Here is a 26795-nt window from a genome sequence, read left to right as displayed (position 1 = left end):
TGCGGCGGAGGCACTCGGCCAGTTCGTGTTTCTACGATGCGGATGCGTCATCCGAGCCCGGCAGCTCGCGCGATCAGAAACAACCCTGCCCCGACGACGACGGCCCCGATGGCTCGCGCCACGCGCTCACCGGCCGGTGCGAGACGTTCGACGGTGATGGCTGCCGCCACGACAGTCATCGCGCGCAGGTCCATGACCCCGATGACGAGGAGGATCGCCGTCAGGCCGGCACAGCAGTAGCTGCAGTGGAGGCCGAGGCGCAGGCCGTATCGCCAGGCCGCGCCGGCGTCGGCCGGCAACTTACGGCCGCGCCTCTGTGCCGCCCGGCAGCAGGCAAGGTGATGTGCCTTCCACGCGGTGAACTGGAGCGCGCCGGCGATCAGGACGACCACACCCACCGCGATCGGTACGGCGCGCGCCAGCGCCGGCTGTTCCATCTCGACCTTGGCCAGCGCGACGCCCAGCGCAAAGGCGGCCATACCGAACACGGTCCACACGAAGAAGTACCCCACCCCCACCAGCACGGTCAGCCGACCCAGGCGCGTCTCGCCTGTCCTGCCGACGGCCTGGCGATAGCGCCACAGCATTGGCACCAAGGATGGCAGCATCATCGCCACCATCATCACGACCCACATGCCGAGGAACGATGCCGCGGCGCCGGGCCACGTCTGTCCGGGCATCCGCATCCACGCCATCGACATCGTCCAGCCGCCGGGCATCGACATCTCGCCCATCGCCGACATGGACGCGCACCAGACGATCGTCACCGCCGCGCTGGCGGCGAAGAGCAGCGCCGAGACGCCAAAAAAGGCATGCGGGGAAGCTCGATCGGAAACCATGCGACGCGAGATCTCTCAGCGAAATCGCTCAGCGCTTGTCGTACTCGTCGTGGCGCTTCCACCACATGCCCGTCTCGTTGCGCCCCTTGGGCGCGCGGTCGAGCCACTGGTACATGCCCCACAGGCCGTCCAGTCCGCGCGCGTAGGTGGAATAGGTGTGGTAGACGACGCCGTCCTCGATCACGAATGTGCTCATGCCCGGCCTCTCGCGCGTGTACGTGGCCGCGTCGGTTCCGGTCATGGCCGCATTCTTGGCGACCGGCTCCGGGACCGCTGCCGTCGCGTCCATCGCGTGGCCGCCACGCTCGTAGTTGTATTCGATGGTCCCCTCGCGCTGTTGCTCCTCGGTGAACGAGACGTTGAAGTCGGGGTTGAAGTCGTTGCCGAACGAGGACGCCCAGGGGAACGTCCAGCCCATCCGCCGCTTGTACGCCTGGAGCTTCGCGAGCGGCGCCCGCGACACCGCCGAAAGCGTGACGTCGTGATTCGCCAGGTGGACGACGAAGCCGTTGAACCCGTCGGCGATCGTCGAGCAGGTTGCACACCCCGCCGTGTAGTCGGGCCCGAACATGTAGTGATAGATGAGGAGCTGCGAGCGTCCCTTGAAGAGGTCCGCCAGCGAGGCACTCCCTTCGTCGGTCTCGAATCGGTACTTCTTGTCGATGCGGACCCACGGCAGCTCCTGCCGCCTCCGCGCCAGCTCGTCGCTGCGCCGCGTGAGCTCCTTCTCCGTCTCGAGCAGCTCGAGCCGCGCAGCGAGCCAATCTTTACGTGTCCCGGTCATGTGCTTCGTCATCGCTCTTCTCTCCTTCGTTCAAGTGTCCTCATCGTTCGTTTCTCGATACGACTTGGTGGTTGGTCATGAGATAGTCTAAGCGCCGGGTATCGAACGATGGGAGTTACAAGTGTGACGGGATTCCGATGGACTCGAAGCAAGCTTGCACCGGCATCAAAGCCGCGGCAGACGGCGATGGCGATTACACCGGCCGGGGCGGCCTTCTTTTGAGGACTTTTAGTTCCGACATAACCTGCTTACCGGTTAGCAACTGAAGAGAGCTTTTAGTTTGCGGCATAACCGGGTAAGCAGCTGCCTTCGCAAATGAGGGCTTTTAGCTTCGGCATAACCTGCTTAACCGGTTATCAACTAAAAGCACTCATCAGCAGCCAACCGGTTAAGCAGGTTAGCCTCCACTGAAATCTTCGATTTTCTTGGGCCGCGCGAAGACAACGCAGTTGCGGCGTAGGGTAATGCGGCGGATCGCGATCATTTCATTGATGCGACCGACGCGTTAGCCGGAGCCAAAAGTGACCAGCCGCCGGGCTGCCCCCGGCCTTCGAAGATTTCCTACGACTACCCCTATCTCACCTTGACGACTACCTTGCCTTTCGCGCGTCCGCCTTCGACGTAGGCCATCGCCTCCTTGGTCGATTCGAACGGAAAAACCTGGTCCACAACTGGTCGTATGACGCCGGAGTCAATCAGAAAACCGATCTCGCGCAATTGGTCGCCGCTTGCCCTCATGAAAAGGAACGAGTAGCTGACGTGATGACGTTTTGCTTTTGTCCTGATTCGATAGCTCAAGAGGCGCATTACCAGTTTCAACAACCAAGGCGACCCGATGGCTTCCGCGAAAGCGGGATCAGGTGGACCGGAGAGCGAGATGAGCTTTCCACCGGGTCTTAGCACGCGCAAGGATTTTTCGAGCGTTACTCCCCCCAGGCTGTTCAAGACCACATCGTAATCACGCAGGATGGTTGCGAAATCGTCTTTGCTGTAATCGATCACGATATCCGCGCCGAGGCGCTTCACCCAACCGACATTCGCCGTGCTCGTTGTCGTCGCTACGATGGCACCAACATGCTTCGCCAGCTGAATGGCAAATGTTCCTACACCACCCGAGCCCGCGTGGATCAGAACTTTTTGCCCTTGCTTCAGGTTCGCTTTCTCGATCAGGGCTTGCCAGGCGGTCAAGCCGACCAGGGGGACAGAAGCTGCTTCTTCCATGGTCAGGTTTTTCGGCTTGTTCGCAAGGGAATCCTCTTTGATCGAAATGAATTCCGCAAACGCACCGATTCGATCGGCATCCGGTCGCGCATAGACCTCATCGCCAGGCTTGAATTGCCGCACGCGAGATCCGACCCGGACCACGACCCCGGCGAAATCATTACCCAAAATGAGCGGCAAGCGATAAGGCAAAATGAGCTTGAATTCTCCGTCCCTTATTTTTGAATCCAGAGGATTCACGCCAGCGGCGTGGATCTGGACCAATACGTCATCCTCGCGCAGCTCCGGACTTGGCACTTCGCTGAGCCGCATGCCATCCTTGCTTCCATAGCGATCGACGACGAATGCCTTCATGACTGGCAGATTCATTTGCGACATGGTGAGATCTCTCCCCGGAGTTGCGTCGATCGTGGACTGGTCACCCATGGTGTCGCTGCGCGGAACGGTGGCAAGCGCAGTCACGCATTGACGTCGACGACTGTGCGGCCGCGGACTTTCCCTTCGAACATCCGGCCTGCGACAGCGGGCACGTCTGCGAGGCCGACCACCTGCGTCGTGCGGGCGAGCTTGCTCAGTTCCAGATCACGCGCGAGTCGCGCCCAGGCCTGGATGCGGACCTCCCGCGGGGCATTGACGGAATCGATGCCGGCAAGGCTCACGTTGCGCAGGATGAACGGCAGGACCGATGCAGGCAGATCCACGCCCTGAGCCAGGCCGCAAGCCGTAACCACGCCGCGATACTGTGTCTGCGCCAATATGTTTGCCAGCGTACGACTGCCGACTGAATCCACGGCGCCCGCCCATCTTTCACTCGCGATCGGCGCTCCCGGCTCTGAAAGCGTTCGGCGCTCGATGATCTCCGCCGCGCCAAGGCTGCGCAGATAATCGCTTTCCTCGGGACGTCCGGTCGACGCAACCACGCGATACCCAAGATGAGACAGGATGGCGATAGCGATGGAGCCCACACCGCCATTGGCGCCGGTGACGAGGATGTCGCCACGCTGCGGTGTGAGGCCGCCATGTTCGAGTGCCAGCACGCATAGCATCGCCGTGTACCCGGCCGTGCCGATAGCCATGGCGTCCTTGGTCGAAAAGGCCGCCGGAATCTTGATCACCCACTCGCCTTTCACGCGCGCCTTCTGCGCGTATCCGCCGTGATGCGTCTGGCTCAAGCCCCAGCTGTTGACGACAACGCGGTCTCCGACAGCGATGCCGGGATGCGAGGACTCCTCGACGGTGCCGGCCAGATCGATGCCCGGGATCAGCGGGAAGTGGCGAATGATGTCCGCGCGCCCGGTAATGGCCATCGCGTCCTTGTAGTTCACAGTCGAATAGTCAACAGCGATGGCGACGTCGCCGGGCATGAGATCTTGCTCGTTCATGTCGACCACGCTGGTGGAAATCGTTTTATCTGTCTTTGTTGCGAGCAGTGTTTTGAATGTCATAGTGCTCTCCCAAACAGGTTACTTTTCCAGGACCGGAGTGCGAAGCAGTGATGCCGTCAGCGTGTCGAGATGCAGGTCCTTTCGGATTCCGGCGTCCAGCACGCCAGCCGGCGCAAATCTGCGAAGCAAACGCAAGCGTCTTGCGAGCCCGCCGGCGGTGTATCGGACTTTCGGGCGAACCGCGCTGGCAGCCTGCAGCACGACGTCGGCGACGACGCCCGGCTGGTCGGCAGCGGCCATCACTTCCTTGAGCGTCTTGCCCAAGACCGCACGAATCTCACGGTACTCATCGAGCTTGGAATCCGCTTCCAGCAAGTTCACGTCGAACTGCGTCTTCGTGTATGCGGGCTCGATGACCGAGACCCGGATGCCCCTCGTGCGTAGCTCATGGTCGAGCGATTCCGAGTAACCTTCGATCGCGTGCTTGGTTGCGGCGTAGAGCGCCCCGTACGGCATCGGCAGGAAACCCAGCACGGAGCCGATGTTGATGATGCGGCCGCCTCCTTGTCGTCGCATGTGCGGCACGACGGCACGTGTCATCCGAACGACGCCGAAGAAGTTCGTATCGAAAATCGACCGGGCTTGTTCGATGGAGCTCTCTTCCGCTCCGGCGGGGGCGACACCGAAGCCGGCGTTATTCACGAGCAGGTCGATGCGGCCCTCCAATCGCATCACTTCCTTGACGGCGGCGTCGACGGATTGGTCGCTGGTCACGTCGAGGGCCAGGATCTCGAACGATTGCTGGCCCGCTCGGGCTCCCCGTCGGCTGGTGCCGTACACCTTGTAGCCGGCCTTCGTGAGCCGCTCTGCCGTAACCTCGCCGATGCCTGAGGAGGCGCCAGTAACGAGTGCTATCTTGCTCTTTAGCTTCATGAGAATTCCTTTCAGGGGAGTAAAAGTTACCAATCAAGTACGCGGGACTGCAGAACGGTGATGGTGTTGTTCGTCACCTGGCCCCCCATTTTGTATGATGATCATCATATTCTTTTTCGAACGAAAGCCGGTCATGAGTGCAGGTAAAGTCAGGCGCCGACCGGGGCGAGGTACTTCAGCGTGGCTTTGCGCAGCGCATCGCAAAGCCTGGGGTCGTCAACAGCACGCGCCAGCAGCAAGGTGCCGACCGCCGTGGCCACGATGACGAGCGCACGCTCGTGCGCGTCCGGCCGCCCCCAGTCGGGCGACTGGCGGGCAACGAGATCGATCATTTCCTTGATGCGGCGGGTGGCCGAGCGCCGCACTTCGGGCGCTTGACGCGGCATCTCGGAGCCGAGGGCAGCGATCGGGCACCCAGTCTCGACGGCGTCGAGGTGCTCCTTCGAGAGATAAGCGTGCAGCAGCGCGTGCAACGCCTGCTGCGGCGGTGCGGCGGCCGCAATGCGCTGCGACGCGGCGACGGAGTCCGCACCGGCGCGGTCCGCTGCCTCGGCGAGCATCGCTTCGCGCGAAGGGAAGTGCGCATAGAAGCCGCCATGCGTCAGGCCGGCGTCCTTCATGATGTCGGCGACGCCGGTGCCGCCGTAGCCGCTGCGCCGGATGGCGCGCGCGGCGGCCTCGACGATGCGTTCGTGCGTGGCTTCCTTTTGCTTGCGGGAGGTTCGTGTCATGGCAGCGAGCATTTAGATGACGATCATCATTTCACAGTTTGCGCGAAGTGTCAACCGGCAAGGACCAGAGCACCCGCCCGGCACTCCCGGCCGGCGCCCGCGGCCGCCTTGCTGTGCGTCCCGAGAAGTAACAGATCGCGACGGCGGCAAGCAACCACGCCCGCCAGAGGCTTGGCATGGTCCGACCAGGATCAGAAGATCCCTTCTAGTGATGGGGAAGGCAAAGAAAATCGCGATAGGTGCAGAGGGCAGCGAGAAGATTCTTTTCGTCAGCCATGATCCTGGCCTTCTCCGCCTCTCCGATGAGTTGGATCATATAGCTTTGCTCAGCGTTACCTTGTTTATCTATGAACGGATAAAGAAGGCTGGAATGAACACTGAGATTGGGAACTGCCCCAATGTCTTCGTTCGTGATGTTCGGAGCGTAGAACATCAGGTGCGGCATGGACATGGTATGGATTTTCATGTCAGGAGGCCCCAATGCGCGCATGAGCGGCGCGACCATGTAAGACAAACCCGCCTTTTCTGGAACTTTATAGGTCTTGTTCTTGTAACGATTTTCAATTTCAGATTTCAAGGCAACAGGGTCCATTCCTTGAGCGCGAAGCGTGGCCGTGTCCATGATGACGCTTAAGTGAGCCCTTGTGCCCACGGCGTCATAGCAGAGGGGAATATAGATGTCGTTGCGAAAATCGACCCATTCCCAGACGGTGCGCTCTACAAGACATGTCACACCGCTCGTCCCCTGCCGGGAAAGCTGATAGCCCTTCTCGGGATCAAGCAGATAAACGGTTGCCTTGTCCCGCAATGCCGGAGGCACGGCGCTCAGTGCAAACTGCGTTTCGAGTTTGGCTGGCATCTGCTCGATAGTTGTCTCAGCGGCCTGGCCGGACGATGCTGATATGCCAACTCCAGCGAGACTGATTGCGATTGATGCCACGAATAATTTGATCTTCATGGATTTTCCTATGTGGTTTGTACAGATGTATGCATAAAGCACTATCGGCACTATCAGATTGAAACGTCGTTTTCCTCTTGTGCGAAAACGACGGGATCAAGCCTCGCCTTTTGCCTGCGTGCCGAAGCTTCGAAGCCAGCTCGCACCGGTATCGACGCCGCGGCAAACACCGTAGGCGACCAAGCCAGTGACGGCGATCATCGTTGCGGTGTGAACGCCGACGGCCGCGAGCGCCAGCGTGAGCGAGCCCGATGCGGCGATCTCCCCCGCCGCTCCATTTCCCAAACATAGCGGCATCAGCACCGGCACCAGCATCAAGCCCGCGCCGTGCGCACTGGACATCATGAAGGACCAGAGCGCCAGCCCGGCCTTCCCGGCCGGCGCCCGCCTGACTTTGTGGCCAGAGAAGTGACAGATCGCGACGGCGACAAGCAACCCGCCCGCCAGGACTTGCATCACAACGCGATCCATCGACAGGCCGATTGCAAAGGCGCCGGCCACGAGCGCGACCGATGTGGCGTGCCCGACCGCAATTGGCATCAGGGCCCGCAGCGCCTTCGTCCGATCACGCGAATGCACGCCCCAGGCGGCGGCGAACATCCAGCCGGAGGCAGGGTTCAGCCCGTGAAGGGCGCCGACCCCTGCGACCGCCAGCCATGGCCAGTAGCTTGCCATGATGGATTCCCTCGCCCAGGCTAGCCGGCTTTTAGCTGTGCGCCGCGCAGCACGAACCGCCCGGCCTTGGCAGCCGGCGCCGGCTCGTAGCGGTCGTGGTGGCGCACCCACTCCATGCCTTGGCTGAAATTGTCCTCGTCGCGGCCCTTGGGTGCGAGATCCAGCATGTTGTACGTGCCCATCATCACTTCGACACCGCGGCCGTAGGTCGAGTAGGTGTGGAAGACCTCGCCTGCGTCGTTCTTGTAGAACAAGCTGATGCCGGGCGCTTCCTCCGCCGGGAAATTCGTCATGCCGAAGTTGTAGTAGACCTCGCCCTTGCCCCTGGCCCGTTCTTCCGGCGTGAAGCTGACGTGAAAGTCGTGGTTGAAGTCGGTTCCGTTCGAGGACACCCACTTGAACTGCCAGCCCATGCGCTTGCGGAATTGCTCGATCTGTTCGATCGGGGCACGCGAGATCGCCACGAAGGTGATGTCGCGATGCTCCAGGTGGATCTTCATGCCGTCGGTATGGTCGGCCATGTAGGAGCAGCTCTTGCAGCCCTGCTCCCAGCCGGGCGCAAGCATGAAGTGCTGCACCATGAGCTGGCTGCGACCCTCGAAGAGATCCGCCAACGTGCGCCGGCCCTCGGGCGTGTCGAAGACGTAGTTCTTGTCGATGCGCACCCAGGGCAGTGCGCGCCGCTCCTGGGCAATCTGGTCGCGAAGGTGCGTCAGTTCCTTTTCGCGCGCCAGCAGCTTCTTGCGCTCGGCGATCCAGCGGTCCGGCGAGACGATGGGATGATTGGCGAGGTTCGGTTGGGTGACGCTCTTTTCGTTGACAGCTGCTTTCATGATGAGCTCCTTCTCGGAAAAAAGGGTGAGTTCAGCCAATGCGCCTTCCGGTGGACGGCGCGCTTACTTGCGGTTGGAATTTCCAGTCAGGCCGTCAGCGGCCCGGCGGGATCAGGACGGACTGCGTTTGGGCCGGCGCACGGCGCGGACTTTTCCGCTCGGCCCGCCGCCGGCGTAGAACAGGTCCTTGCCGTCGGATTCGAGCCCGCTGACGCCCACGCCTTTGGGCATCTGCAACCGCTCGAGCACGACGCCACTGTCTGGATCGATGCGGCGGATCTCGCTCTCCTCCGCTTCCCAGGTGCCATGCCACATCTCGCCGTCGACCCAGGTCACGCCGGTGACGAAACGGTTGGATTCGATGCTGCGCTTGATGGCGCCGGTAGCGGGGTCGATCTGGTGGATCTTGCGATCGCGATAGTTCCCCACCCACAGGCTGCCCTCGGCCCAGGCCATCCCCGAGTCGCCGCCCTTGCCGGGTGCCGGGATCGACGCCACCACGTCGCCGGTGGCGGGATCGATCTTGTCGATGCGCGCCTCGGCAATCTGGTAGAGGTATTTTCCATCGAAGGCCGTACCCGCATCGCAAGCGACGTCAAGGGTATCGATGGGGTCGCCACTGTCGGGATCGAAGGCCACCAGTTTCGCGCCTGTCGCGGCCCAAACACGCCGGCCATCGTGGGTGACACCGGCGATTTTGTCGACGCCGGGAAATCCGTACTCGCGCACGATCTCGGCCGGACGGGTTGCCGCCTGGAGTCTTTCGCTTACTGCCTTGCCTGCCATCTCTGTCTCCTTTTGGCGCCCACGGGGTGGCGCGGTGAGAGCACTTTATTCGAACGACAGCGCGGTGGGGAGTAACAAGATCGTCGTGAATCCCGCCAGAGGAGGTGATAGCCAGCGCTGCGCCCGCGCCCGCCCGATCGAGCGCACCCGTCCGGCGGCCTCGAGCTCGACGAGCGCGCGCTGGACGGTACGCTGGCTGGCCTCCAGGGCTAGCGCCAGGGCCGAGGTCGACCAGGCCGCGCCGTCGGAGAGCAGCGCCACCAGTGACGCCTGATTGCCGTCGATGGGCGGCGCCAGCACGACGACTTCGCGCGCGCCGCGCGGCTTGAGGACGAAACCTCGCGGGGTCGCCTCGATGCGCGCCAGCTCTGCGACAAGCGCGCGCAGACGGCCGATCTCGACCCGCAGGCGCGCCCGATGCGACTCGTTGGGTCGGCGGGCGCCGAACGCGCGCGCGATCAAGGCTTCCCGATCGACATCGCCGGGCCACGCCTCGGCGAGCGCGCGCGCCAGCGCAAACAGCACGGGCCGGCGCGCAAGCGGCCGCCACGCGGCACCGGCGCGCAAACCACGACGACAGGCGTCGACCACCAGCGCGCCGGAATCCAGAAGGGCTGCAACTTCGTCGAGGCGCAGCGGCTGCTCACCGCCGGACGAGCGGCGCCGCGCGGCAGGACGATCGAGCGCAGCCCTCACCTCCGCCACCTCGGCCAGAAGCGCCGGCACGCGTGCCCGATCGGCCGCCTCGTGCGCGCGAGCGAGCGCGTCTCGCGCCGGGCCGATGCGCAGCGAGCGCAGTGCCAGCTCGGCCGCGGCCAGCTCGGCCACCGCCGCCAGCGACGGCGGCAGGCCACGCGCATCGAGGCGTGCCAGCGCGGCCGCGGCCTCGTCGAGGCGGCCAATCAGCAGGAGCCGGCGCAACGCGATCAGCCGCGCCTGCAGCGCGTTGGCGCGATCCCCATGCGCTTCGAGCGTGTCCGACGCCGACACAAGCGAACGCGGCGACCCGGCGAAATCGCGCATCGCCAGCGCGACTTCGGACTCGGCGACCACGCAACGGGCGCGCGCCAATTCTTCGTGGGTGCCGAAGCCGCGGGCGGCGCGCCGCAGAAGCTCGCGGGCGCGCGGGTATTCACCGAGCTGGGCCATGGCGGTGCCGCGCAGGGCCAGCGCCGGCGGGTCGTCGCGCAAGGCCACCCGCTTGAGGGCGCCGAGCGCGTCACCGGCAGCGAGGGCGCGCGCGGCGGCAGCGATCAGGGAGTCCATACCGACAGGCTACCTTACAGCACCGGCAGTGGCCGCAGGCGCAGCCGAACGCGACGTCGCCACGCGTTTCTATCACGAGGATACTTTCTTCGGCACCGGCAGCATGTCGAGTTCATGTTTTCCCAGGGCGCCTGAATTCCATATTGCATAAAGCCATCACCTTTGACTCTGTCCTGCTCATTTCTTAGCTTCGGTACCGCAACGCATCGACCAGCAACGCAAACGCCGGCGAGGACTGGCGTCGGCTTGCGTAATAGAGGTGATATCCCGGAAAAGGCGGGCACCAATCCTCGAGCACCCGTATGAGATTTCCGCGGGCGATGTGCGGCTGCGCGACATCATCGACCATGTACGAGAGACCGAGGCCGGCCAATACGGCATCCAGGCGCTGCCTGATGGTATTGAAGACGAGCTGCCCATCCACCCGCACCTTCAACTCTCGACTCCCCTTCTCGAATTCCCACGCGTAAAGACCACCATAGGTTGGCATGCGCATGTTGATGCAGTTGTGCTCCGTCAGGTCCTGCGGCTTCTTCGGTACGGGTCGCCTCTCGAAGTACGATGGAGCACCCACGACCGCCATTCGCATGTCCGGCCCGATGCGCACGGCGATCATGTCCTTGGCCACCTGCTCTCCGAGACGAACGCCGGCGTCGTACCGCTGGGCGACGATGTCGGTGAATCCATAGTCAACGCTGACCTCGACTTTGATGTCGGGATAGCTCGGCAAGAGCTTCACCAAGGCCGGTGAGAGGACCGTATACGCCGCATGCTCGCCGGCCGTAATGCGAATAGTGCCGGCGGGCTTTTCTCGAAGCTCACTTAGGGCGTCCAACTCGGCCTCGATCTCCTCGAAGCGATGGCCGACCGTGAGGAGCAGTCGTTCGCCCGCCTCCGTCGGCGAGACGCTGCGCGTGGTGCGAGTGAGCAGCCGCAGGCCCAGCCTCGCCTCGAGCCCGCGAACGGTGTGACTCAACGCCGATTGCGAAACCCCGAGCTTGGCGGCCGCCTTGGTGAAGCTGCGTTCCCGCGCGACGGCAAGAAAGGCGAGCAGGTCATTGAAGTTCTCTCGGCGCATTGATGAATTCTCCTCATAGGTCCATGCGGATTCTACCGTCTAATCATTTGCCGCAGCGGCCGCTACAGTCTCGACATCGACGATCGCAAACCAAGCGACCGCCTGAGTCAGACAAGGAGCTTGGCAATGGACATACAGCGAAGGCCGTCGACTGGATGGAAAAGGTCACCGACGAGCAATACCAGGTCCATTGAGGGCCAAAAGAAAGGAATATCGAATATGAAACTGATTACTGTGGCGGCACTATCTTTTTTCGCACTCGTCTCCGCATCCGCCCAGTCAAGCGAGATGAGAACCTTCCCTGGATTGGATGACGGTCCGGTCGTATCGAACGAAGATTCGCCGACCATCACCATTACGCGCAACGGTTCGCAGCCGTCGAGGAAAGGACCGTCTCAATTCTTCACGGGCTCGGTACGCATCGATTTTCTGTTCCAGGCGAAAGAGCCATCGCACACGACTGCCGCCAATGTCACGTTCGAGCCCGGCGCCAGGACTGTGTGGCATACCCATCCGCTCGGGCAGGTCCTGATCGTGACGTCCGGAACTGGCCGCATACAGCGTTGGGGTGGTCCGATCGAGGAAATCCGGGCAGGAGACGTCGTTTGGATTCCGGCGGGCCAGAAGCATTGGCATGGCGCCTCGCCGACCACCGGCATGACGCACATCGCCATTCAGGAAAGGATTGGCGGCAAGAACGTCGACTGGATGGAAAAGGTGAGCGACGACCAATACGCGAAACGCAGCGAAGAACTGGCGATCGTGCTTCGCAATGAGTTCGAAAAGTCGGCCACTGCGGAGCGTCTTGGGGACTAGCACGGCGCTCTTCCCTCTTCTACCTTCACAGGACATGCAGCATTAAGCATTTTTTCTAGCTAACGCCTGCGCCTACAGTTCGTACATCACACAGGGAAAGTACATCATGAGCAAGGTCTGGTTCATCACGGGTTCGGGCAGCGGTATCGGCGCCGGAACTGCCAGGGCGGCATTGAAAGTCGGCGATCGCGTGGTTGCGACGGGCCGAAACCTCGACAAGGTGCGCAACGCCTTGCGTGACGTCGCCGGCGACAATCTCGCGTTCATCCAGTTGGACGTTGCCGAAGAGTCACAGGCGAAGGCGGCAGTGGACAAGGCGGTGCAGAAGTTCGGCCGCATCGACGTCCTCCTGAACAATGCCGGCTACAGCTTGCTCGGCAACTTCGAAGAACTGGGGACGCAAGACATCGAACGCCAGTTCGCGACCAACTTCCGGGGCGTGATGTACGTGATGCGGGCAGCGCTGCCGGTCATGCGCAAGCAGCGCTCGGGGCACATCATCAACATGAGTTCCGTTGCCGGCGTTGTCGGCCTGAAGCACTGCTCCGCTTACGGCGCGAGCAAGTTCGCCGTCGAGGGCCTTTCACTTGCCGTGGCCGAGGAAGTCGGGAAGTTCGGGATCAAGGTCACGGTCGTGGAGCCGGGATTCTTCCGCACGGACCTGCTGGACGCTGCGAACGTCAAGTGGCCGAGCAAGCGCATCGACGATTACGCGGCGACAGAGGTGAGCGCCAAGGACATGTGGTCTCCCTACGCGGGCACGCAGCCAGGCGATCCAGATAAGCTCGGCCAAATTCTGGTGAAGCTGGCGGGCATGGATTTCCCGCCGCGGATATTCGTGGCAGGGGGGGACGCGGTAACGGCGGTTGCGCCGGCTGTCGCGGATCGACTCAAGGCAGTGCACGCCTTCGAGGGTCTTTCGAAATCGACTGACGGCAGTTTCTGATAAGGAGATCAACCATGAGCACGCTCAACGTCAATGGCCGTGATCACACGGTCGACGCCGACCCCGGCACCCCCATCCTCTGGGCCCTGCGCGACACGCTGGGCATGACCGGCACCAAGTTCGGTTGCGGCGCCGCGCTGTGCGGCGCCTGCACTGTGCATCTGGACGGCCAGGCCATCCGCTCCTGCATCACGCCGATCTCCGCGGCCGAAGGCAAGAAGATCACCACCATCGAGGCCGCCACCGATGGCAGCGACCGTGTCGGTGCCGCCGTGCACACCGCCTGGGTGAAGCACGACGTGGCGCAGTGCGGCTACTGCCAGAGCGGCCAGATCATGAGTGCGACCGCCTTCCTCAAGTCGCTGCCCCGCGGCAAGCAACCCACCGCTGCCGAGATCGACTCGGCCATGGCCGGCAACATCTGCCGCTGTGGCACCTATGCCCGCATTCGCACCGCGGTGGCCGATGCCGCCAAAGCCATTGCCTAAAGGAGCTGCCATGTTTCCCAATTTCGACCACACTGAAATGCCGCGCGCCCTGCAGCGCCTACTTGCCCGGGGCAAAGCAGACGAACCCGCCACCTTGTCGCGCCGCAGCTTCCTGAAGCTCGCTGGTGCCGGCGGGCTCGCGCTCGGCGCCTTTCCCTATTTGGCAACGGCACAGGCCAACGGTGCGGGCCAGGGGGCCAGCGCCCTCAAGCCGACGCAACAGCCCTCGGCCTTCGTGCAGATTGCCTCCAATGGCGAGGTCACGGTGACCATCAACAGGCTTGAGTTCGGCCAAGGCGTGCAGACCGGGTTGTCGATGATTTTGGCCGAGGAATTGGACGCGGACTGGAACCTGGTACGCAGCCGGCACGGCTCGAACGACGCCGCCTACCTCGACCCGCTCTTCGGCATTCACCTCACTGGCGGTTCCCATTCGATCAAGAACAGCTTCACGCAGTATCGCGAGCTTGGCGCGCGCGCCCGGGCCATGCTGCTGGGTGCCGCCGCGGCGCGCTGGAACGTGGACGTGTCTACCCTGCGTACGCAGGCCGGCTCGGTGCTCGGCCCGGGTGGCCGCAAGGTGGGTTACGGCGAACTTGCCGAGGCCGCTATGGCGCTGCCCGTTCCAGAGAAGGTCGCGCTGAAGGATCCCAAGGATTTCCGCCTCATCGGCCGCCCGACCACGCGCCTAGACGCGCGTGCCAAGAGCAGCGGGCGTCAGGACTTCGGCATTGACGTTCGCCTGCCTGGTCAGCTGACGGCCGTGGTCGCCCGTCCACCGATGTTCGGCGCCCGGCTGGCGTCGGTGGATGACAGCGCAACGCGCGCCGTCAAGGGCGTGAAGGCTGTGCTGCGCGTGCCGCTTGACCGCGGTGCCGAAGGCGTTGCCGTGGTGGCCGACGGCTACTGGCCGGCCAAGCAGGGGCGCGACGCGCTGAAGCTGCAGTGGGACACGTCGGCGGTGGAGAAGGTGGACAGCGAACGGCAGCTGGCTCAGTACCGCGAGCTGGCCGATCGCCCCGGCCCGCGCCACTTCGACGCCGACATGGCCCCGCTGGCCACCGCAACTCGACAGCTGGAAGCCGAGTTCGTGTTTCCCTACCTGGCCCACGCGGCCATGGAGCCGCTGAACTGCACCGTTGCACTTACCGAGGGGCGCGCCGAACTTTGGACCGGCTCCCAGTGCCCCGGTCTGGACAGCGCCGCCGCCGCGCGCGTGCTGGGCATCAAGCCCGAGCAGGTGACGATGCATGTGCAGATGGCGGGCGGCGGCTTCGGCCGGCGTTTCTCGAGCGGCAGCGACTTCGTGGTCGAGGCCTGCGAGATCGCCAAGGCGGTACGCGCCGCCGGCCTGAACGCGCCGGTGCGCACGCTCTGGAGCCGCGAGGACGATATCAAGGGCGGCTACTACCGCCCGATGCACTTGCACCGCGCACGCATCGGCTTCGACGAGCGCGGCAAGGTGCTGGCCTGGGACCATGTCATCGTGGGGCAGTCCATCACTTCGGGCTCCGTTTTCGAGCAGTACCAAGTGAAGAACGGCATCGACGCCACAGCAACGGAGGGCATGCGTGATCCCTACCCGCTGCCGATGCGCTTGACCGTACATCATCCCAAACTCAACGTGCCGGTGCTGTGGTGGCGCAGCGTGGGCTCCACCCATACCGCTTTCGTGATGGAGACCCTGATCGACGAGATCGCCCGTGCCACGAAGCAGGACCCGGTGGCCTACCGCATGCAGCTTTGGGGCGACAAGCACCCGCGCCACCGCGCCGCGCTGCAACTGGCGGTGGACAGGAGCGGCTATAGCAAGAAGAGCCTGCCGGCCGGCCGCGCCTGGGGCGTGGCAGTGCACGAGTCCTTCGACTCCGTAGTGGCTTATGTAGTGGAAGCCTCTGTGCGGGACGGTCGGCCGGTGCTGCACCGGGTCACCGCCGGCGTGAATTGCAACCTGGCCGTGAACCCGCGCAGCGTGGAAGCCCAGGTGCAGGGTGCGGCGGTCATGGGCCTGTCGACGTGCCTGGCAGGCTCGGCCATTACACTCAAGGACGGCGTCGTCGAGCAAAGCAACTTTGGCGACTTCTCGGTGGCGCGCATCACCGACATGCCGGAGTTTGATGTCCACATCGTGCCTAGCGCCGAGCCGCCAACGGGCATGGGCGAACCCGGCCTGCCACCGCTGGCGCCGGCCTTCGCCAACGCCATCGCGCGGCTGACCGGCAAGCCGGTGCGCAATCTGCCATTCAACCTGGCCTGACACGAGCCGTCGACCACGAGGACCTCACACGACGGAAGATCTCGACACATTGATCTTGCGCGCCGCGCTGAACAGGCAGGCGGCGGTCAGACCGAGCGCACAACTCACGATGACCGCGTGGTCGAAGGAAGAGCTGCGCAAGTTGGCACCTACAGGAGTACAAAATATGAAGAAGCGTAAATTAGGAACGAGCGGCCTTGAGGTCTCGGCTATCGGGCTCGGCTGCATGGGCATGAGCTTTGGCTATGGTCCGGCTACGGACAAACAGGCAGCGATCGCACTGATCCGGTCGGCGGTCGAACGCGGCGTCACATTCTTCGACACCGCCGAAGTCTACGGTCCCTTCACGAACGAAGAACTCGTGGGCGAAGCCCTGGCACCGTTGCGCAAGCAGGTAGCGATTGCCACGAAGTTCGGCTTCGATATCGATCCGGGCAACGGCGCGCAGCGCGGTCTCAACAGCCGGCCTGAACACATCAAGGAGGTCGCCGAGGCCTCCCTCAAGAGGCTGAAGACCGATGTCATCGATCTTCTTTATCAACACCGGGTGGACCCGGCGGTGCCAATCGAGGACGTCGCGGGAGCGGTGAAGGACTTGATTCGCGAAGGCAAGGTGAAGCACTTCGGCCTGTCCGAAGCAGGCGTGCAGACGATCCGGCGTGCTCACGCAGTCCAGCCGGTCACCGCCCTCCAGAGCGAGTACTCGTTGTGGTGGCGAGAGCCTGAGAACGAAGTGTTGCCAACGCTCGAGGAACTCGGGATCGGCTTCGTTCCTTTCAGCCCTCTGGGCAAGGGCTTCCTCACGGGCGCCATCAACGAGAACACGCAGTTCGACAGCACGGATTTTCGCAACGTCGTTCCTCGCTTCACGACGGAGGCGCGAAAAGAAAACCAGAACCTCGTCCAAGTGCTCGGCGAACTCGCGGCCCGCAAGCACGTGACGCGTGCCCAGATCGCGCTCGCATGGCTGCTTGCGCAGAAGCCGTGGATCGTTCCTATCCCCGGCACCACGAAGCTGCATCGCCTGGAAGAGAACATCGGGGCGGCTGGAGTCGAGCTGACGGTTGACGATCTTCGCGACATCGACAGCGCTCTTTCCGAGATCAGGGTGCAAGGGGCGCGGTACCCGGAACATCTACAGAAGCTGGTCGGTCGCTAAGCGGCAGATTGGCCGACACGCCAGAACCTGCAACGTCCCGTGAGGAGAGCACCATGCGAATCGGCATTCTCGGTTCCGGCTTGATGGGCGGCAAGCTCGGAACGATCTTCGCGCGAGCCGGACACGAGGTGATATTCAGTTACGCCCAAAGCGAGCAGAAGCTCAACAGGCTCGCACGGGAAGCCGAGGGCAAGGCGCGGGCCGGCACGCCGCGCGATGCCGTGAAGGAAGCGGACGCGGTATTGCTCGCCGTACATTGGTCCCGAATGGACGACGTGCTGAATCAGGCGGGCGACTTGTCGGGAAAAGTGGTGGTAACCTGCTCTCTGCCGATGAATGACGACAACACCGGGCTGGTCGTCGCCCACACATCGTCGGGCGCAGAAAAACTTGCAATGATGATTCCAAAAGCTCGCGTCGTCTCAGCGTTCAATACGGTGCAGAGCGAAGTGCTTTTCGGCGTGTACGAAGCCAGGCGCAAAGCTGCCCGACCGAGCCTGGTGTACTGCGGCGACGATCGCCGCGCCAAGGAAGTCGCCGCCGAACTGATCCGCGACGTGGGTTTCGAGCCGGTGGATGCGGGCCCGCTGCGAATCGCCCGATACACCGAACCGTTCGCGCTGCTCGTCGGACAGCTCGCGTACGAGGGAACGAGCGGGCCAGAGCTGGCGTACCGCTTTGAGTTGTTCCGGCCCAAGCGCCAGAAGGAGTAGGGGCGAACAGCTGGGGGGACATGGGGAGCTCGAACAACTTCTTGTTCTGTTCGTCGCGGCCGCAAAACTGATAATCATCTATCCGCTTCCTCGTCGGGTCGTTCGTCATGACTACATTTGCCATCACGACGCCACGCCCCTTCGTAAGAGGCAGCTAGATGATTATCAGGCTTTGAGCACCTTTGGGGTCACACCTTTGGAGTCAGGCTTGGTGTGGGTTTCCCCTTGTGGCGCGCCGAGCAGCTCGACTCGATGGCGGGAAGTCGACGAAGCTTGCCAAAAAAATGCAACTGGGACAGCTAGCGTAGAAGTTCGGCCAGGATCGACAGCCCTCGCTCGATCTGCTCCTCGCCGGCGTGGCTGAAGTTCAGCCGGAGGGCGCCGCAGCTTTCCGGCTGATCAGGATAGAACGGCTCGCCGGGCATGAAGGCCACGCCGCGCCGGATGGCTTCGGGCAGCAAGGTGCGCGTGTCCATGTGCCGCACAAGTCTGAGCCAGAAAAACAAACCGCCCGGTGGCGTCTGCCACGTCGCCAGATTGCCAAAATGCCGCTCCAGTACGCCGGCAAAATAATCGCGCTTGCGTCGATAGGCCACCGCTAGTTCGGCCAGGCGTTGGCTGCGCCCCTCATCGCGTATCTGCTGCAACACGAGCCATTGGCTGATGCGATTGCTGTGCAGGTCCGCGGCCTGTTTGAGCCGCGTCAGGTAAGGCACCAAGCGAGGCGACGCAGCGAGAAACCCCAGTCGCAGCCCCGGCGCCAGGCTCTTGGAAAACGAGCCCTGGTAAATCCACGATGCGCGCTCGATTCGGGCGCAAACCGGCGTGCGATCGCAGTCGTCGTAAACAAGATCGCGATAGGGGTCGTCTTCGAACAAGGTCACGTCCCTTTCGTCGCAGAATTGTTGCAGCGCCCCGCGTTCGGCGGCCGAATAGCAACGCCCGGTCGGATTCTGGAAGGTGGGAATGGCGTAGATGAACGACGGCTGAGCGCTCTTCGGCCACGCCGCGCCGGGCCGGCCGGGATCGAACGGGAGAAAATCCGCCCCGAAGAAGCGGAAGACCTGCAGGGCAGCCAGGTAGGTGGGTGATTCGAGCGCCACGGTTGTGCCGGGATCGATAAAAAGCTTGGCCACCAGGTCGATGCCCTGCTGCGAACCGGAAAGTATCAGGATCTGTTCCCGGGAGCATTTGAGGCCGATTGCATTGAGATCCCCGGCAACTGCTTCCCGCAGCTCGGGGTCGCCTTCGCTGGGGCCGTACTGCAATAGCGAACGCGGAATCGCATCGACGTTCAATGCCGGAAACGTTTCAGCGGCGGGAAGACCGCCGGCAAACGAGACCATGCCAGGCCGGTCGATGACCGAGAGGATTTCGCGAATCGGAGACGCGTGAAGATCCGCCAGGCGGCGGGAAAAGTGTCCGTGAACCTGCATTTCCATTTGCTCGATATGTCAAGTTTGTTGACGTATCGACAGGTTATCCAACGCACCGGTATCATGTCAATATGGTTGACCTACAGGCAGGCCGCGAGGAAAAACTTCGCGAAGCTATCGAGCTCTTCTACTTCGCATACCGGGCTTTCACGAACGGGCCGGATCACATTCTCGATGAACGTGGGCTGGGTCGGGTACATCACCGCATCCTGTATTTCGTCGGGCGCAATCCGCGGATTGCCGTCAATGCCCTCCTGGAAATTCTGGACGTCTCCAAACAGGCGCTGCACGCGCCCTTGCGCCAGTTGGTCGAAGGACAACTCGTCGTCATGCAGGCCGATGAAGCGGACCGCCGTTTCAAGCACCTGAGCCTGACGAGCGAGGGGAAGAAGCTTGAAGCCCGACTGACCGGTGCGCAAATGAAGCTATTGAGCGCCGTGTTCACCGCCACCGGCGACCGCGCGCAAGTGGCATGGAAAACGGTAATGCGCGATATGTCGCAACGAGCCGGAATCAAGTCATGATAGGTATCTACACGGCTTGCACACCGTGAAAAGCGGTGTAAGCGGTGTCAGGCTGACCCTATCAATTGTGAATAAGTTTCTCACCGAAGGAACGATGGCATCATGGATATTGATCAACTGGAATTCGCTTACTCGCCAACCACCGGCGTGCGGCGGGTGTATGAAACGCCGGTGGTGCTCGCCACCGAAGCCAGTCTCCAAGGCTACGGCTGTCTCGTAGATGATCCCAAGACATTCCCGATCGAGATCGTCCGCTGGCCGGTTCAGGGGTGGCGCCCAGTGGACTTGAATTCCGGCGATCAGGGCGGCGTGACCGAGGGTCTGTTCGAGTTTTGTTGGAAGGGCGAGACTCTGTATGCGCGAAACAACGCGGTGGGCGACAGCTATCTATTCGGCTGGAGCAATTGGCCGGAAGAGGCCACCATCGGAACCTCCGGCCGATTGCGCGAGCGCGCCCTGATCTGGCGCGCGAACTATCACCCGGACGGCGGCCAGCTCTTCTATCCGCTCAGCGGGCAGAGTTTCGTAGTTCCGCTGGCGCTGCCGGGAGACGATGTAACACCCGAAAAGTTTTTGACTTTCTGGTGCGAGGGTGGCCGCGGCCTGTACCTGCATCCCAATGTGTGGCACGGGGCGGTCGTACCGCTGGACGATGAGGCCGAGTTCCTCGACCGACAGGGGCGCGTCCATGCCCGCGTCTCAGTCGATTTCGTCAAGGAGTTCGGCTGCTATTTGGCAGCGCCGATGCGGCGCCCTTAAAAAATTAATGGGGTCAGAGCACCTCTGACTCTATTTATCCCGAACAGGTAACTGGAGAACCAAGGGAGGCGACCGATGGACATTCCGTTGATCAAGCAGGTCAAGATACAAGCTCAGGTCCTGATTCCGCTTGTCAAAGCCCTCCAGGCAGAACTGGGCGAGGAGCGAGCCAACGCCATCGTGCGAAAGGCGCTCGGAGACCTGTATCGCAAATATGGCGAGAAATGGTGGCGGAAGCAGGAAACACGCAACCTTGGGGAGAAGATGGCTTCAGCCTTTGATCGGTTCGCGGCTGGAGATGCCCTGGATTACGAGGTGATCAAACAGTCTCCGGATGCGTTCGAAATAAACGTCACCGAATGTCGCTACGCCAGGTTTTATAAAGAGATCGGTGCGCCGGAACTAGGATTCTTGCTGACCTGCAGTGCGGATTTTCCCATGGCAGAGGGCTTTGGTGCCGACGTGCAACTCACCCGTACGCAAACAATCATGCAAGGCGCCAGTCACTGTGATTTTCGATATACGCTGAAGAAGCGCGAACGAGACACTCGATGATGATCGATAGGCGTCGCGCGACGTCTTGGTCCAGTTGGTCTCCGCGGCACCTAGTCCCGCGACGCCTGCCGGCCTTACAAGTTGTTGGAGCGGACCGCTGGTAAACTGTCGCGGCTCAACGCGGGCGCCGGTGGCCGGCGGCAGCTCAACGGCAGGAGTAACGCCGGTCGGACCACCGAATGACATTTGCCAAGGACGTCTTCCCGATCGCACCTATCGCATCCTGATGACAGCAATCTACATCGACAGGGACTTCATCGATCGGCCTTCTCGCATACCTCGCCGAGGTTGGCGATCGATTTTTCGAAAAACACTTTCAATTTCTTCTCCATCAGGAACCTGAAGATCATCCGAACGATCGGGTTGTCGCGCACGAACAACTCGACCGCGAGATCGGCCTTGCCGCCGGGCGCCCGCGTGAGCAGATACCGGCAGGCGCTTGTATTCTTGAGGTCCGTTTCCCAGAGTTCCATTGTCGTGTCGCTGATCTTGACCTCGGTGGTCATCACCTCGATGCCTTCATCACCCCGGACGCATCGATGCGTCTTGCCGATCTGGTTGGGTTGGTCGTTGGACATTTCGACCTTGGTGACGCTCTCCATCCAATTCATGCGCCCCGGCAGGTCGATCAGCCGCTGATAGACCCGCTCGATGGGCGCATCGATCCGCCGGGTCAGTTGCGTCATCTTGCGCGGATTCTTCAGCCCTTCGGGCGCGGGCGGGTCGACCTTTACCTCGTCCCTGTAACTGTCCAGCGATTTGAAGTGATACTCGATCGTGCCGAGGTTGTCATAGGCGTCGGCGCCATTGGCAAAGGAGACGAGCCGGCCGTCCGCGTCCGCAAGCCTGGACAGGGTCGGCCGGGTGACCAGCAGGTACTCGGGCACGGTCACCGAGTTCTTCAGCAGGCGGTGCGCGATGATGATGTCCTTGCCGATGAATTTCAGATGATTCTTCACCTGCATGGTGCCCGCGGAGCCGAAATGCGCAACCATCTTCAGAGCAATGCCGCTGGCGCCGGCGCAGGCACCGCATTGGCAGATGCGGGCGTATTCAAATTTTTTCAGGTGCGTATGGAAGTCCAGGTACATCTTCCTGGCCTGCTGCACCAGTTGCTCGAGCGACGGCGGCGCGCCGTTGCGGTAGAACAGCACGGCGTCGCCCTCGAACTCGGATACCTTCATGCCGAGCGTATTGGCGTCGACCAGGATTTCCAGCAGTTCCTTAATGATGTGCTGGCTGTGCTGGATCTCGGTCTCGGCGATGAATTTCGTAAAGCCGCCGAGATCCGGAATGAAGAACAGGACTTCGTCGGCCGCCGCTTGGGTCGCCATGAATCGCCTCCGGGGTGCGGGAACGACGAGTCTACCTTACGCCCAGCGCAGCGTCGCCGTTGGCAGACCGTTGATCTCTGCCGTTGAACCATCGCCTTCGGGATCGCGCAGCGATGGGATCACGTCTTGCCTTTTGTCTGCGCGCGCAATTAAGTGACCAATACGGAAGACGAAAGCCCGACCTTCATACCTTTCCTCTGCGGTGAGAGTTGGGCTTTAGCGCCAGAAATCTTTGTGGGGAACAGCCGCCTCGTCCTCCAGCAGCGGCCCGACGACTTCGATCGCGCGCTGCCCACGCGCGAATACCTCGCGGCAGGGCAGCGACAACGTCGGATTTTCCGGATGATTTCCTGTGAGCGACAGCAAACGTTCCTCGGAGAGCGCGTAGACCACCCGCGAAATACCCGACCAATAGATCGCGCCCGCGCACATGGCGCAGGGTTCGGCGCTACTGTACAACGTCGCCTTGGCAAGATGCTCCGGCGGATAGCGGCGCGAGGCGTCCCGCACCGCCAGCAATTCCGCGTGGCCGGTGGCATCGCCGTCCGGCCAGCCGAATGCATTGCCGGCTTCGGCCAGAACTTCCCCCTGTCGGTCCACGATCAGTGCCGCGAACGGATGCTTGCCGCGCGCCTTCGCCTGTTCCGACAGGGTGATCACCTTGCGCAGATACAGCAGATCGTTTTTATCACTCGCGGCTGCCATATTCAGGCCAGCCCGGCGCGCTCGAGCATGCCGCGGCTGATCCGGTTGTGGCGCTCGACCAGCGGACCGAGGTCGATGCCGCGGAGCGTCCCGTCTTCGACCACGACGCGGCCGTTGATCACAGACAGCCAGGCGCGTTGCGGCGCGCAGGTCACCAACGCTGCAACCGGATCGCCGAGCGCGCCGGCATGGCCAAGGTCGTCCACGCGGAATGCCACCACGTCCGCCGCGTTACCCGGTTCGAGGCTGCCGATGTCGCTGCGTTGCAGGACTTTCGCGCCGCCCAACGTTGCCAGTTCCAGCGCCTCGCGCGCTGACATGCGGTCCCCGCGCGATTCGAACCCGGGCCAGCCGACCCGTTGCAGCAGCATCGCCTGGCGCGCTTCGCCGAGCATGTGATTGCCGTCGTTGCTGGCCGAACCGTCCACGCCGAGCGCCACTTTTACGCCGCGATCGAGCATGTCCCGCACCGGCGCGATGCCGGACGCGAGGATCATGTTGCTGCTCGGACAATGACAGACACCGCTGTGGCTCTGCACCAGCCGCGCAATTTCGTCGCGGTCGGGATGCACCATGTGCGCGAACCACACTTCGTCGCCATGCCAGTCCAGCGATTCGACGTACTCGAGCGGCCGCTTGCCGAACATTTCCGCGCAGTAGCGATTCTCGTCCAGCGTCTCCGCGAGGTGGGTGTGCAGGCCGACGCGCTCGTGACTGCGCGCCAGCCGCGCGCTGTCGATCATGAGTTCCGGGCTGACGCTGAACGGCGAGCACGGCGCCAGGCCGATGCGCAGCATCGAGCGCGGGCCGGGATCGTGGAAGGTTTCGATCACGCGCCGGCTGTCGGCAAGGATCGCCCGCTCGTCCTCGACGATGCGGTCCGGCGGCAGGCCGCCGCGGCCCTCCCCCAGGCTCATGCTGCCGCGGGTCGGATGGAAGCGCACGCCGATTTCGGCCGCAGCACGGATCTCGTCGTCGAGACGCGCACCGTTCGGAAACAGGTAAAGATGATCCGCCACCGTGGTCGCACCGCTCAGCACCAGCTCGCACAGCGCGAGTTTGGCGCTGACATAGACCGCGTCGGGAGTCAGTTCCGCCCACACCGGATAGAGCCTCTTCAGCCAGTCGAACAACGCCAGTCCGCGGCCGGTGCCGACACTGCGGGTCAACGACTGGTAGAGGTGATGATGACAGTTCACCAGGCCGGGCAGGACCACACAGCCGCGCGCGCTGATGGTCCTGGCAGGCGTAAGCGCAACCGGATCGGCGGCGATCCAGGCGGCAACGTCGGCATCACTGCCGACCGTTTCGATTGCATCGCCGCGGATGAAGACGCTTGCGCCACGAATTTCGCGGCGCATTGCGTCCATGGTCACGACGACTTCAGCGCCGCAGATGAGGAGGGTGTCGGTCAGCAGCGTATTTGCAGGAGCCGGTGTCGACATCTCGAATTCGGGAGGACGTGCCGCGTCGGGCGACTCAGGCGTGCACTGGCGCTGCGGCCGTCAGGACGCCGTAACGCAGCGCCTTGTCGCGCAGGTAACGCCGATACGCGAGCGACATGCGATCGCAGCGCACCGGCATTTCCGCCCCCGGATCCAGCGGCAGTTTCTTCGGCACCTGGTTTTCCAGGATCGGCTTGTCCTGCAGGAAGATGCGGTCCTGAAAAGCGCGCAGTTCGTCCTCGGATTGCACGAAGTTGGTCAGCGCGAGAATGATCCAGACGCGGCTCAGTTCTTCTTCTACAGGCTGCACATGCAGGCTGATGGCTTCGCGGAAATCCGACTGCGCCTGCGGCAGTTTTGTCAGGATGGCCGTCAGCGGCCGCACCACGCGATAGGTGTACTCCACTTCGCTGCCGCCGTGCGCAAGGCTGTTGGTCTGCGGCTGCCACGCATGGCAATGCGTCGCCAGAATGCCCTTGCCGCCCTGCCCGTCGTCGAATTCGGCGACATCGTAGTCGCGCACCTCGGTCCGGCCCGGGTCGCCGAGAATGCCGGTATGGACCATCGCGAAATGCGCCATGTCGAGAAAATTCTCGACGATGCGCGGGCCGCTGGTGGCCACGTCATACGGGCCGCACAGCACCTTGCGCAGATTCGGGTCGGCATATTCCGGGAACGGCAACACCTTTGCGACGGGCTCGCCGATGCAGACCCAGACCAGGCCGTATTTTTCTTCGGCGCGGTAGGCCATCACCTTCGCTTGCGTCTTGCCCGACAACTCGGGCAACGCGGGAACGCGAGTGCAGCGCGCGTCCGTGCCGTAATGCCAGCCGTGATACGCGCACACGACTTCGGCGCCTTCGACGTGCCCGATCGACAACCGCGTGCCGCGATGCGGGCAGCGGTCTTCCCACGCATGCACATCGTTCATTGGATCCCGCCACAGCACCACTTCCCGTCCGAGAAGACGCACCGCGAGGAGTTTGCCGGCAACGAGCGAAGACGAACCCGCGACGGGATGCCAGTCATCCAGCAGCGTGCGGTCGTCGGGTTGTTCGATGATGCCCATGCCGAAGCGATGCCGCGTCAGGTCGCGACCGCGAAGCCGTCGATCTGCTTCAGCCAGTACTGCTTCTTCTCCGGCGGCAGGAAGGACGCGGCGACGGAGTTCGCCGCCAGTTTGCGGATGTCGTTGCGCGACAGTTTCAGCGCGCGCTGCACGGCGAGGAAATTCTCCAGCAGGTAGCCGCCGAAATAAGCCGGGTCGTCCGAATTCACCGTGACGCGCAGACCCTTGTCGAGCAGGCGCTTCAGGTTGTGGTCCTCGATGCGCTTGAACACGGCAAGCTTGACGTTGGAGAGCGGACAGACCGTCAACGGCATGTTTTCAGCGGCCAGCCGCTTGCAGAGTACGGCATCTTCCTCGCTGCGCACGCCGTGGTCGATGCGCGACACCTTGAGGTCGTCGAGTGCCTCGTAGATGTATTCCGACGGGCCTTCTTCACCCGCATGCGCCACGGTAAGGAATCCCTCGTCGCGCGCGCGCTTGAACACCGCCGAAAACTTCGACGGCGGATGGCCCATCTCGGAAGAATCCAGACCGACCGCGTAGATCGCATCCTTGTGGGGCAGCGCTTGTTCCAGCGTGCGCATGGCGGATTCCGCACTTAAATGCCGCAGGAAGCACATGATCAGCCGCGAAGTGATGCCGAGTTTGTCGCGCGCCTCGTCGAGACCGCGGCGAATCCCGTTCAGCGCGGTCTCGAAGGCGATGCCGCGGTCGGTGTGGGTCTGGGGATCGAAGAAGATCTCGACATGAATCACGCCTTGATCGTGCACCCTGGCGATGTAGGCACACGTCATGGCATGGAAATCGTCTTCGTCGCGCAGCACGTTGGCGCCCTCGTAATAGATGTCGAGGAAGGACTGCAGGTTGTGGAAGTTGTACGCCTTGCGCAACGCTTGCACAGACGGATATTTGAGCTTCACGCCGTGCTTGCGCGCTAGCGCGAACACCATCTCCGGCTCCAGCGTACCTTCGATGTGGAGGTGCAGCTCGGCCTTGGGAATGCCGCGGATAAAAGTCTCCATGCCGGCATCAGCCGGCGTTGCCCGGATCGCACTCATGGATGAGAAACGGGACGACATACCGCCGTCCCGCCGTCATGA

27 protein-coding genes are annotated in these 26795 nt (G+C 62.7%); 9 read left to right on the top strand and 18 right to left on the bottom strand.

Features of this window, described 5'->3' with window-relative positions; translation table 11 throughout:
* Window positions 1–47: 47 nt before the first annotated feature.
* The 12 genes from HY067_11070 to HY067_11015 all read right to left on the bottom strand — a co-directional run bounded on the left by HY067_11070 (window position 48) and on the right by HY067_11015 (window position 11489).
* Window positions 48–839 carry a DUF2182 domain-containing protein gene (locus tag HY067_11070; protein MBI3528499.1) on the bottom strand — a complete coding sequence of 264 codons (792 nt, stop codon included), beginning with the start codon at window positions 837–839 and terminating at the stop codon, window positions 48–50.
* A gap of 28 nt (window positions 840–867) precedes the next feature.
* Window positions 868–1635, bottom strand: a complete 768-nt coding sequence (locus tag HY067_11065) for a DUF899 domain-containing protein (GenBank protein MBI3528498.1) — start codon at window positions 1633–1635, stop codon at window positions 868–870.
* 561 nt (window positions 1636–2196) lie between these two features.
* The gene (locus tag HY067_11060) at window positions 2197–3198 is read right to left on the bottom strand and encodes an NADP-dependent oxidoreductase (GenBank protein ID MBI3528497.1); all 1002 of its coding nucleotides are present in this window, start codon (window positions 3196–3198) and stop codon (window positions 2197–2199) included.
* Window positions 3199–3302: 104 nt separating this feature from the next.
* A complete protein-coding gene (locus tag HY067_11055; protein MBI3528496.1) occupies window positions 3303–4289 on the bottom strand; it encodes an oxidoreductase in 987 nt (328 codons plus the stop codon).
* A gap of 18 nt (window positions 4290–4307) precedes the next feature.
* Complete coding sequence (locus tag HY067_11050; protein ID MBI3528495.1) at window positions 4308–5162, bottom strand: oxidoreductase; 855 nt, start codon at window positions 5160–5162, stop codon at window positions 4308–4310.
* Between the two features lie 149 nt (window positions 5163–5311).
* Window positions 5312–5905: a TetR/AcrR family transcriptional regulator gene (locus tag HY067_11045; protein ID MBI3528494.1), complete on the bottom strand. Its 594-nt coding sequence runs from the start codon at window positions 5903–5905 to the stop codon at window positions 5312–5314.
* Between the two features lie 193 nt (window positions 5906–6098).
* Complete coding sequence (locus HY067_11040) at window positions 6099–6851, bottom strand: hypothetical protein (GenBank protein MBI3528493.1); 753 nt, start codon at window positions 6849–6851, stop codon at window positions 6099–6101.
* A gap of 96 nt (window positions 6852–6947) precedes the next feature.
* The gene (locus tag HY067_11035) at window positions 6948–7526 is read right to left on the bottom strand and encodes a hypothetical protein (GenBank protein ID MBI3528492.1); all 579 of its coding nucleotides are present in this window, start codon (window positions 7524–7526) and stop codon (window positions 6948–6950) included.
* 20 nt (window positions 7527–7546) lie between these two features.
* Window positions 7547–8359, bottom strand: a complete 813-nt coding sequence (locus HY067_11030) for a DUF899 domain-containing protein (protein MBI3528491.1) — start codon at window positions 8357–8359, stop codon at window positions 7547–7549.
* A gap of 111 nt (window positions 8360–8470) precedes the next feature.
* Window positions 8471–9145 (bottom strand): PQQ-binding-like beta-propeller repeat protein, encoded by a 675-nt coding sequence (locus tag HY067_11025; GenBank protein ID MBI3528490.1) that lies wholly within the window; start codon window positions 9143–9145, stop codon window positions 8471–8473.
* A 45-nt stretch (window positions 9146–9190) separates the two neighbouring features.
* Complete coding sequence (locus tag HY067_11020) at window positions 9191–10411, bottom strand: helix-turn-helix domain-containing protein (GenBank protein ID MBI3528489.1); 1221 nt, start codon at window positions 10409–10411, stop codon at window positions 9191–9193.
* A gap of 184 nt (window positions 10412–10595) precedes the next feature.
* Window positions 10596–11489 (bottom strand): LysR family transcriptional regulator, encoded by an 894-nt coding sequence (locus tag HY067_11015; GenBank protein ID MBI3528488.1) that lies wholly within the window; start codon window positions 11487–11489, stop codon window positions 10596–10598.
* A 288-nt stretch (window positions 11490–11777) separates the two neighbouring features.
* Here HY067_11015 and HY067_11010 point away from each other — a divergent pair, with 288 nt between their 5' ends.
* The 6 genes from HY067_11010 (at window position 11778) to HY067_10985 (ending at window position 17868) form a co-directional block, all read left to right on the top strand.
* A complete protein-coding gene (locus HY067_11010; GenBank protein ID MBI3528487.1) occupies window positions 11778–12305 on the top strand; it encodes a cupin domain-containing protein in 528 nt (175 codons plus the stop codon).
* Window positions 12306–12411: 106 nt separating this feature from the next.
* On the top strand, window positions 12412–13251 hold the full coding sequence (locus HY067_11005; protein ID MBI3528486.1) for an SDR family oxidoreductase: 840 nt from the start codon (window positions 12412–12414) through the stop codon (window positions 13249–13251).
* A 14-nt stretch (window positions 13252–13265) separates the two neighbouring features.
* Complete coding sequence (locus HY067_11000; GenBank protein ID MBI3528485.1) at window positions 13266–13739, top strand: (2Fe-2S)-binding protein; 474 nt, start codon at window positions 13266–13268, stop codon at window positions 13737–13739.
* 10 nt (window positions 13740–13749) lie between these two features.
* A complete protein-coding gene (locus tag HY067_10995) occupies window positions 13750–15996 on the top strand; it encodes a xanthine dehydrogenase family protein molybdopterin-binding subunit (GenBank protein MBI3528484.1) in 2247 nt (748 codons plus the stop codon).
* A gap of 166 nt (window positions 15997–16162) precedes the next feature.
* A complete protein-coding gene (locus HY067_10990; GenBank protein MBI3528483.1) occupies window positions 16163–17155 on the top strand; it encodes an aldo/keto reductase in 993 nt (330 codons plus the stop codon).
* A 53-nt stretch (window positions 17156–17208) separates the two neighbouring features.
* Window positions 17209–17868, top strand: coding sequence for an NADPH-dependent F420 reductase (locus HY067_10985; GenBank protein MBI3528482.1), 660 nt, complete (start codon window positions 17209–17211; stop codon window positions 17866–17868).
* A 299-nt stretch (window positions 17869–18167) separates the two neighbouring features.
* On the opposite strand, the gene HY067_10980 is transcribed toward HY067_10985, so the two are convergent.
* A complete protein-coding gene (locus HY067_10980; GenBank protein ID MBI3528481.1) occupies window positions 18168–19310 on the bottom strand; it encodes a PLP-dependent aminotransferase family protein in 1143 nt (380 codons plus the stop codon).
* A 65-nt stretch (window positions 19311–19375) separates the two neighbouring features.
* Here HY067_10980 and HY067_10975 point away from each other — a divergent pair, with 65 nt between their 5' ends.
* The 3 genes from HY067_10975 (at window position 19376) to HY067_10965 (ending at window position 21142) form a co-directional block, all read left to right on the top strand.
* Window positions 19376–19828: a MarR family transcriptional regulator gene (locus tag HY067_10975; protein MBI3528480.1), complete on the top strand. Its 453-nt coding sequence runs from the start codon at window positions 19376–19378 to the stop codon at window positions 19826–19828.
* A gap of 102 nt (window positions 19829–19930) precedes the next feature.
* Entirely contained in the window at window positions 19931–20587 is a 657-nt protein-coding gene (locus tag HY067_10970) for an ureidoglycolate lyase (protein MBI3528479.1), read from the top strand.
* A 75-nt stretch (window positions 20588–20662) separates the two neighbouring features.
* Complete coding sequence (locus HY067_10965; protein MBI3528478.1) at window positions 20663–21142, top strand: L-2-amino-thiazoline-4-carboxylic acid hydrolase; 480 nt, start codon at window positions 20663–20665, stop codon at window positions 21140–21142.
* A gap of 254 nt (window positions 21143–21396) precedes the next feature.
* Here HY067_10965 and HY067_10960 read toward each other — a convergent pair whose 3' ends face one another.
* The 5 genes from HY067_10960 to HY067_10940 all read right to left on the bottom strand — a co-directional run bounded on the left by HY067_10960 (window position 21397) and on the right by HY067_10940 (window position 26753).
* Window positions 21397–22476, bottom strand: coding sequence for a DUF2652 domain-containing protein (locus HY067_10960; protein MBI3528477.1), 1080 nt, complete (start codon window positions 22474–22476; stop codon window positions 21397–21399).
* 216 nt (window positions 22477–22692) lie between these two features.
* Window positions 22693–23181, bottom strand: coding sequence for a nucleoside deaminase (locus HY067_10955; GenBank protein ID MBI3528476.1), 489 nt, complete (start codon window positions 23179–23181; stop codon window positions 22693–22695).
* A 2-nt stretch (window positions 23182–23183) separates the two neighbouring features.
* Window positions 23184–24626, bottom strand: a complete 1443-nt coding sequence (locus HY067_10950; protein ID MBI3528475.1) for an 8-oxoguanine deaminase — start codon at window positions 24624–24626, stop codon at window positions 23184–23186.
* 34 nt (window positions 24627–24660) lie between these two features.
* Complete coding sequence (locus HY067_10945) at window positions 24661–25662, bottom strand: aromatic ring-hydroxylating dioxygenase subunit alpha (GenBank protein MBI3528474.1); 1002 nt, start codon at window positions 25660–25662, stop codon at window positions 24661–24663.
* A 50-nt stretch (window positions 25663–25712) separates the two neighbouring features.
* Window positions 25713–26753, bottom strand: a complete 1041-nt coding sequence (locus HY067_10940) for an adenosine deaminase (protein MBI3528473.1) — start codon at window positions 26751–26753, stop codon at window positions 25713–25715.
* Between the last annotated feature and the right edge of the window lie 42 nt (window positions 26754–26795).

Source organism: Betaproteobacteria bacterium (genome assembly GCA_016194905.1).
GTDB lineage: Bacteria > Pseudomonadota > Gammaproteobacteria > Burkholderiales > JACQAP01 > JACQAP01.
Note: the sequence above shows the minus strand (reverse complement) of the source record. Positions and strands in the feature narration are given on the sequence as shown.

Excerpts from the sequence above, each read along its gene's own strand:
- HY067_11070 (MBI3528499.1), bottom strand. The coding sequence starts at position 839 with ATGGTTTCCGATCGAGCTTCCCCGCATGCCTTTTTTGGCGTCTCGGCG.
- HY067_11065 (MBI3528498.1), bottom strand. The coding sequence starts at position 1,635 with ATGACGAAGCACATGACCGGGACACGTAAAGATTGGCTCGCTGCGCGG.
- HY067_11060 (MBI3528497.1), bottom strand. The coding sequence starts at position 3,198 with ATGAAGGCATTCGTCGTCGATCGCTATGGAAGCAAGGATGGCATGCGG.
- HY067_11055 (MBI3528496.1), bottom strand. The coding sequence starts at position 4,289 with ATGACATTCAAAACACTGCTCGCAACAAAGACAGATAAAACGATTTCC.
- HY067_11050 (MBI3528495.1), bottom strand. The coding sequence starts at position 5,162 with ATGAAGCTAAAGAGCAAGATAGCACTCGTTACTGGCGCCTCCTCAGGC.
- HY067_11045 (MBI3528494.1), bottom strand. The coding sequence starts at position 5,905 with ATGCTCGCTGCCATGACACGAACCTCCCGCAAGCAAAAGGAAGCCACG.
- HY067_11040 (MBI3528493.1), bottom strand. The coding sequence starts at position 6,851 with ATGAAGATCAAATTATTCGTGGCATCAATCGCAATCAGTCTCGCTGGA.
- HY067_11035 (MBI3528492.1), bottom strand. The coding sequence starts at position 7,526 with ATGGCAAGCTACTGGCCATGGCTGGCGGTCGCAGGGGTCGGCGCCCTT.
- HY067_11030 (MBI3528491.1), bottom strand. The coding sequence starts at position 8,359 with ATGAAAGCAGCTGTCAACGAAAAGAGCGTCACCCAACCGAACCTCGCC.
- HY067_11025 (MBI3528490.1), bottom strand. The coding sequence starts at position 9,145 with ATGGCAGGCAAGGCAGTAAGCGAAAGACTCCAGGCGGCAACCCGTCCG.
- HY067_11020 (MBI3528489.1), bottom strand. The coding sequence starts at position 10,411 with ATGGACTCCCTGATCGCTGCCGCCGCGCGCGCCCTCGCTGCCGGTGAC.
- HY067_11015 (MBI3528488.1), bottom strand. The coding sequence starts at position 11,489 with ATGCGCCGAGAGAACTTCAATGACCTGCTCGCCTTTCTTGCCGTCGCG.
- HY067_11010 (MBI3528487.1), top strand. The coding sequence starts at position 11,778 with ATGAGAACCTTCCCTGGATTGGATGACGGTCCGGTCGTATCGAACGAA.
- HY067_11005 (MBI3528486.1), top strand. The coding sequence starts at position 12,412 with ATGAGCAAGGTCTGGTTCATCACGGGTTCGGGCAGCGGTATCGGCGCC.
- HY067_11000 (MBI3528485.1), top strand. The coding sequence starts at position 13,266 with ATGAGCACGCTCAACGTCAATGGCCGTGATCACACGGTCGACGCCGAC.
- HY067_10995 (MBI3528484.1), top strand. The coding sequence starts at position 13,750 with ATGTTTCCCAATTTCGACCACACTGAAATGCCGCGCGCCCTGCAGCGC.
- HY067_10990 (MBI3528483.1), top strand. The coding sequence starts at position 16,163 with ATGAAGAAGCGTAAATTAGGAACGAGCGGCCTTGAGGTCTCGGCTATC.
- HY067_10985 (MBI3528482.1), top strand. The coding sequence starts at position 17,209 with ATGCGAATCGGCATTCTCGGTTCCGGCTTGATGGGCGGCAAGCTCGGA.
- HY067_10980 (MBI3528481.1), bottom strand. The coding sequence starts at position 19,310 with ATGGAAATGCAGGTTCACGGACACTTTTCCCGCCGCCTGGCGGATCTT.
- HY067_10975 (MBI3528480.1), top strand. The coding sequence starts at position 19,376 with ATGGTTGACCTACAGGCAGGCCGCGAGGAAAAACTTCGCGAAGCTATC.
- HY067_10970 (MBI3528479.1), top strand. The coding sequence starts at position 19,931 with ATGGATATTGATCAACTGGAATTCGCTTACTCGCCAACCACCGGCGTG.
- HY067_10965 (MBI3528478.1), top strand. The coding sequence starts at position 20,663 with ATGGACATTCCGTTGATCAAGCAGGTCAAGATACAAGCTCAGGTCCTG.
- HY067_10960 (MBI3528477.1), bottom strand. The coding sequence starts at position 22,476 with ATGGCGACCCAAGCGGCGGCCGACGAAGTCCTGTTCTTCATTCCGGAT.
- HY067_10955 (MBI3528476.1), bottom strand. The coding sequence starts at position 23,181 with ATGGCAGCCGCGAGTGATAAAAACGATCTGCTGTATCTGCGCAAGGTG.
- HY067_10950 (MBI3528475.1), bottom strand. The coding sequence starts at position 24,626 with ATGTCGACACCGGCTCCTGCAAATACGCTGCTGACCGACACCCTCCTC.
- HY067_10940 (MBI3528473.1), bottom strand. The coding sequence starts at position 26,753 with ATGAGTGCGATCCGGGCAACGCCGGCTGATGCCGGCATGGAGACTTTT.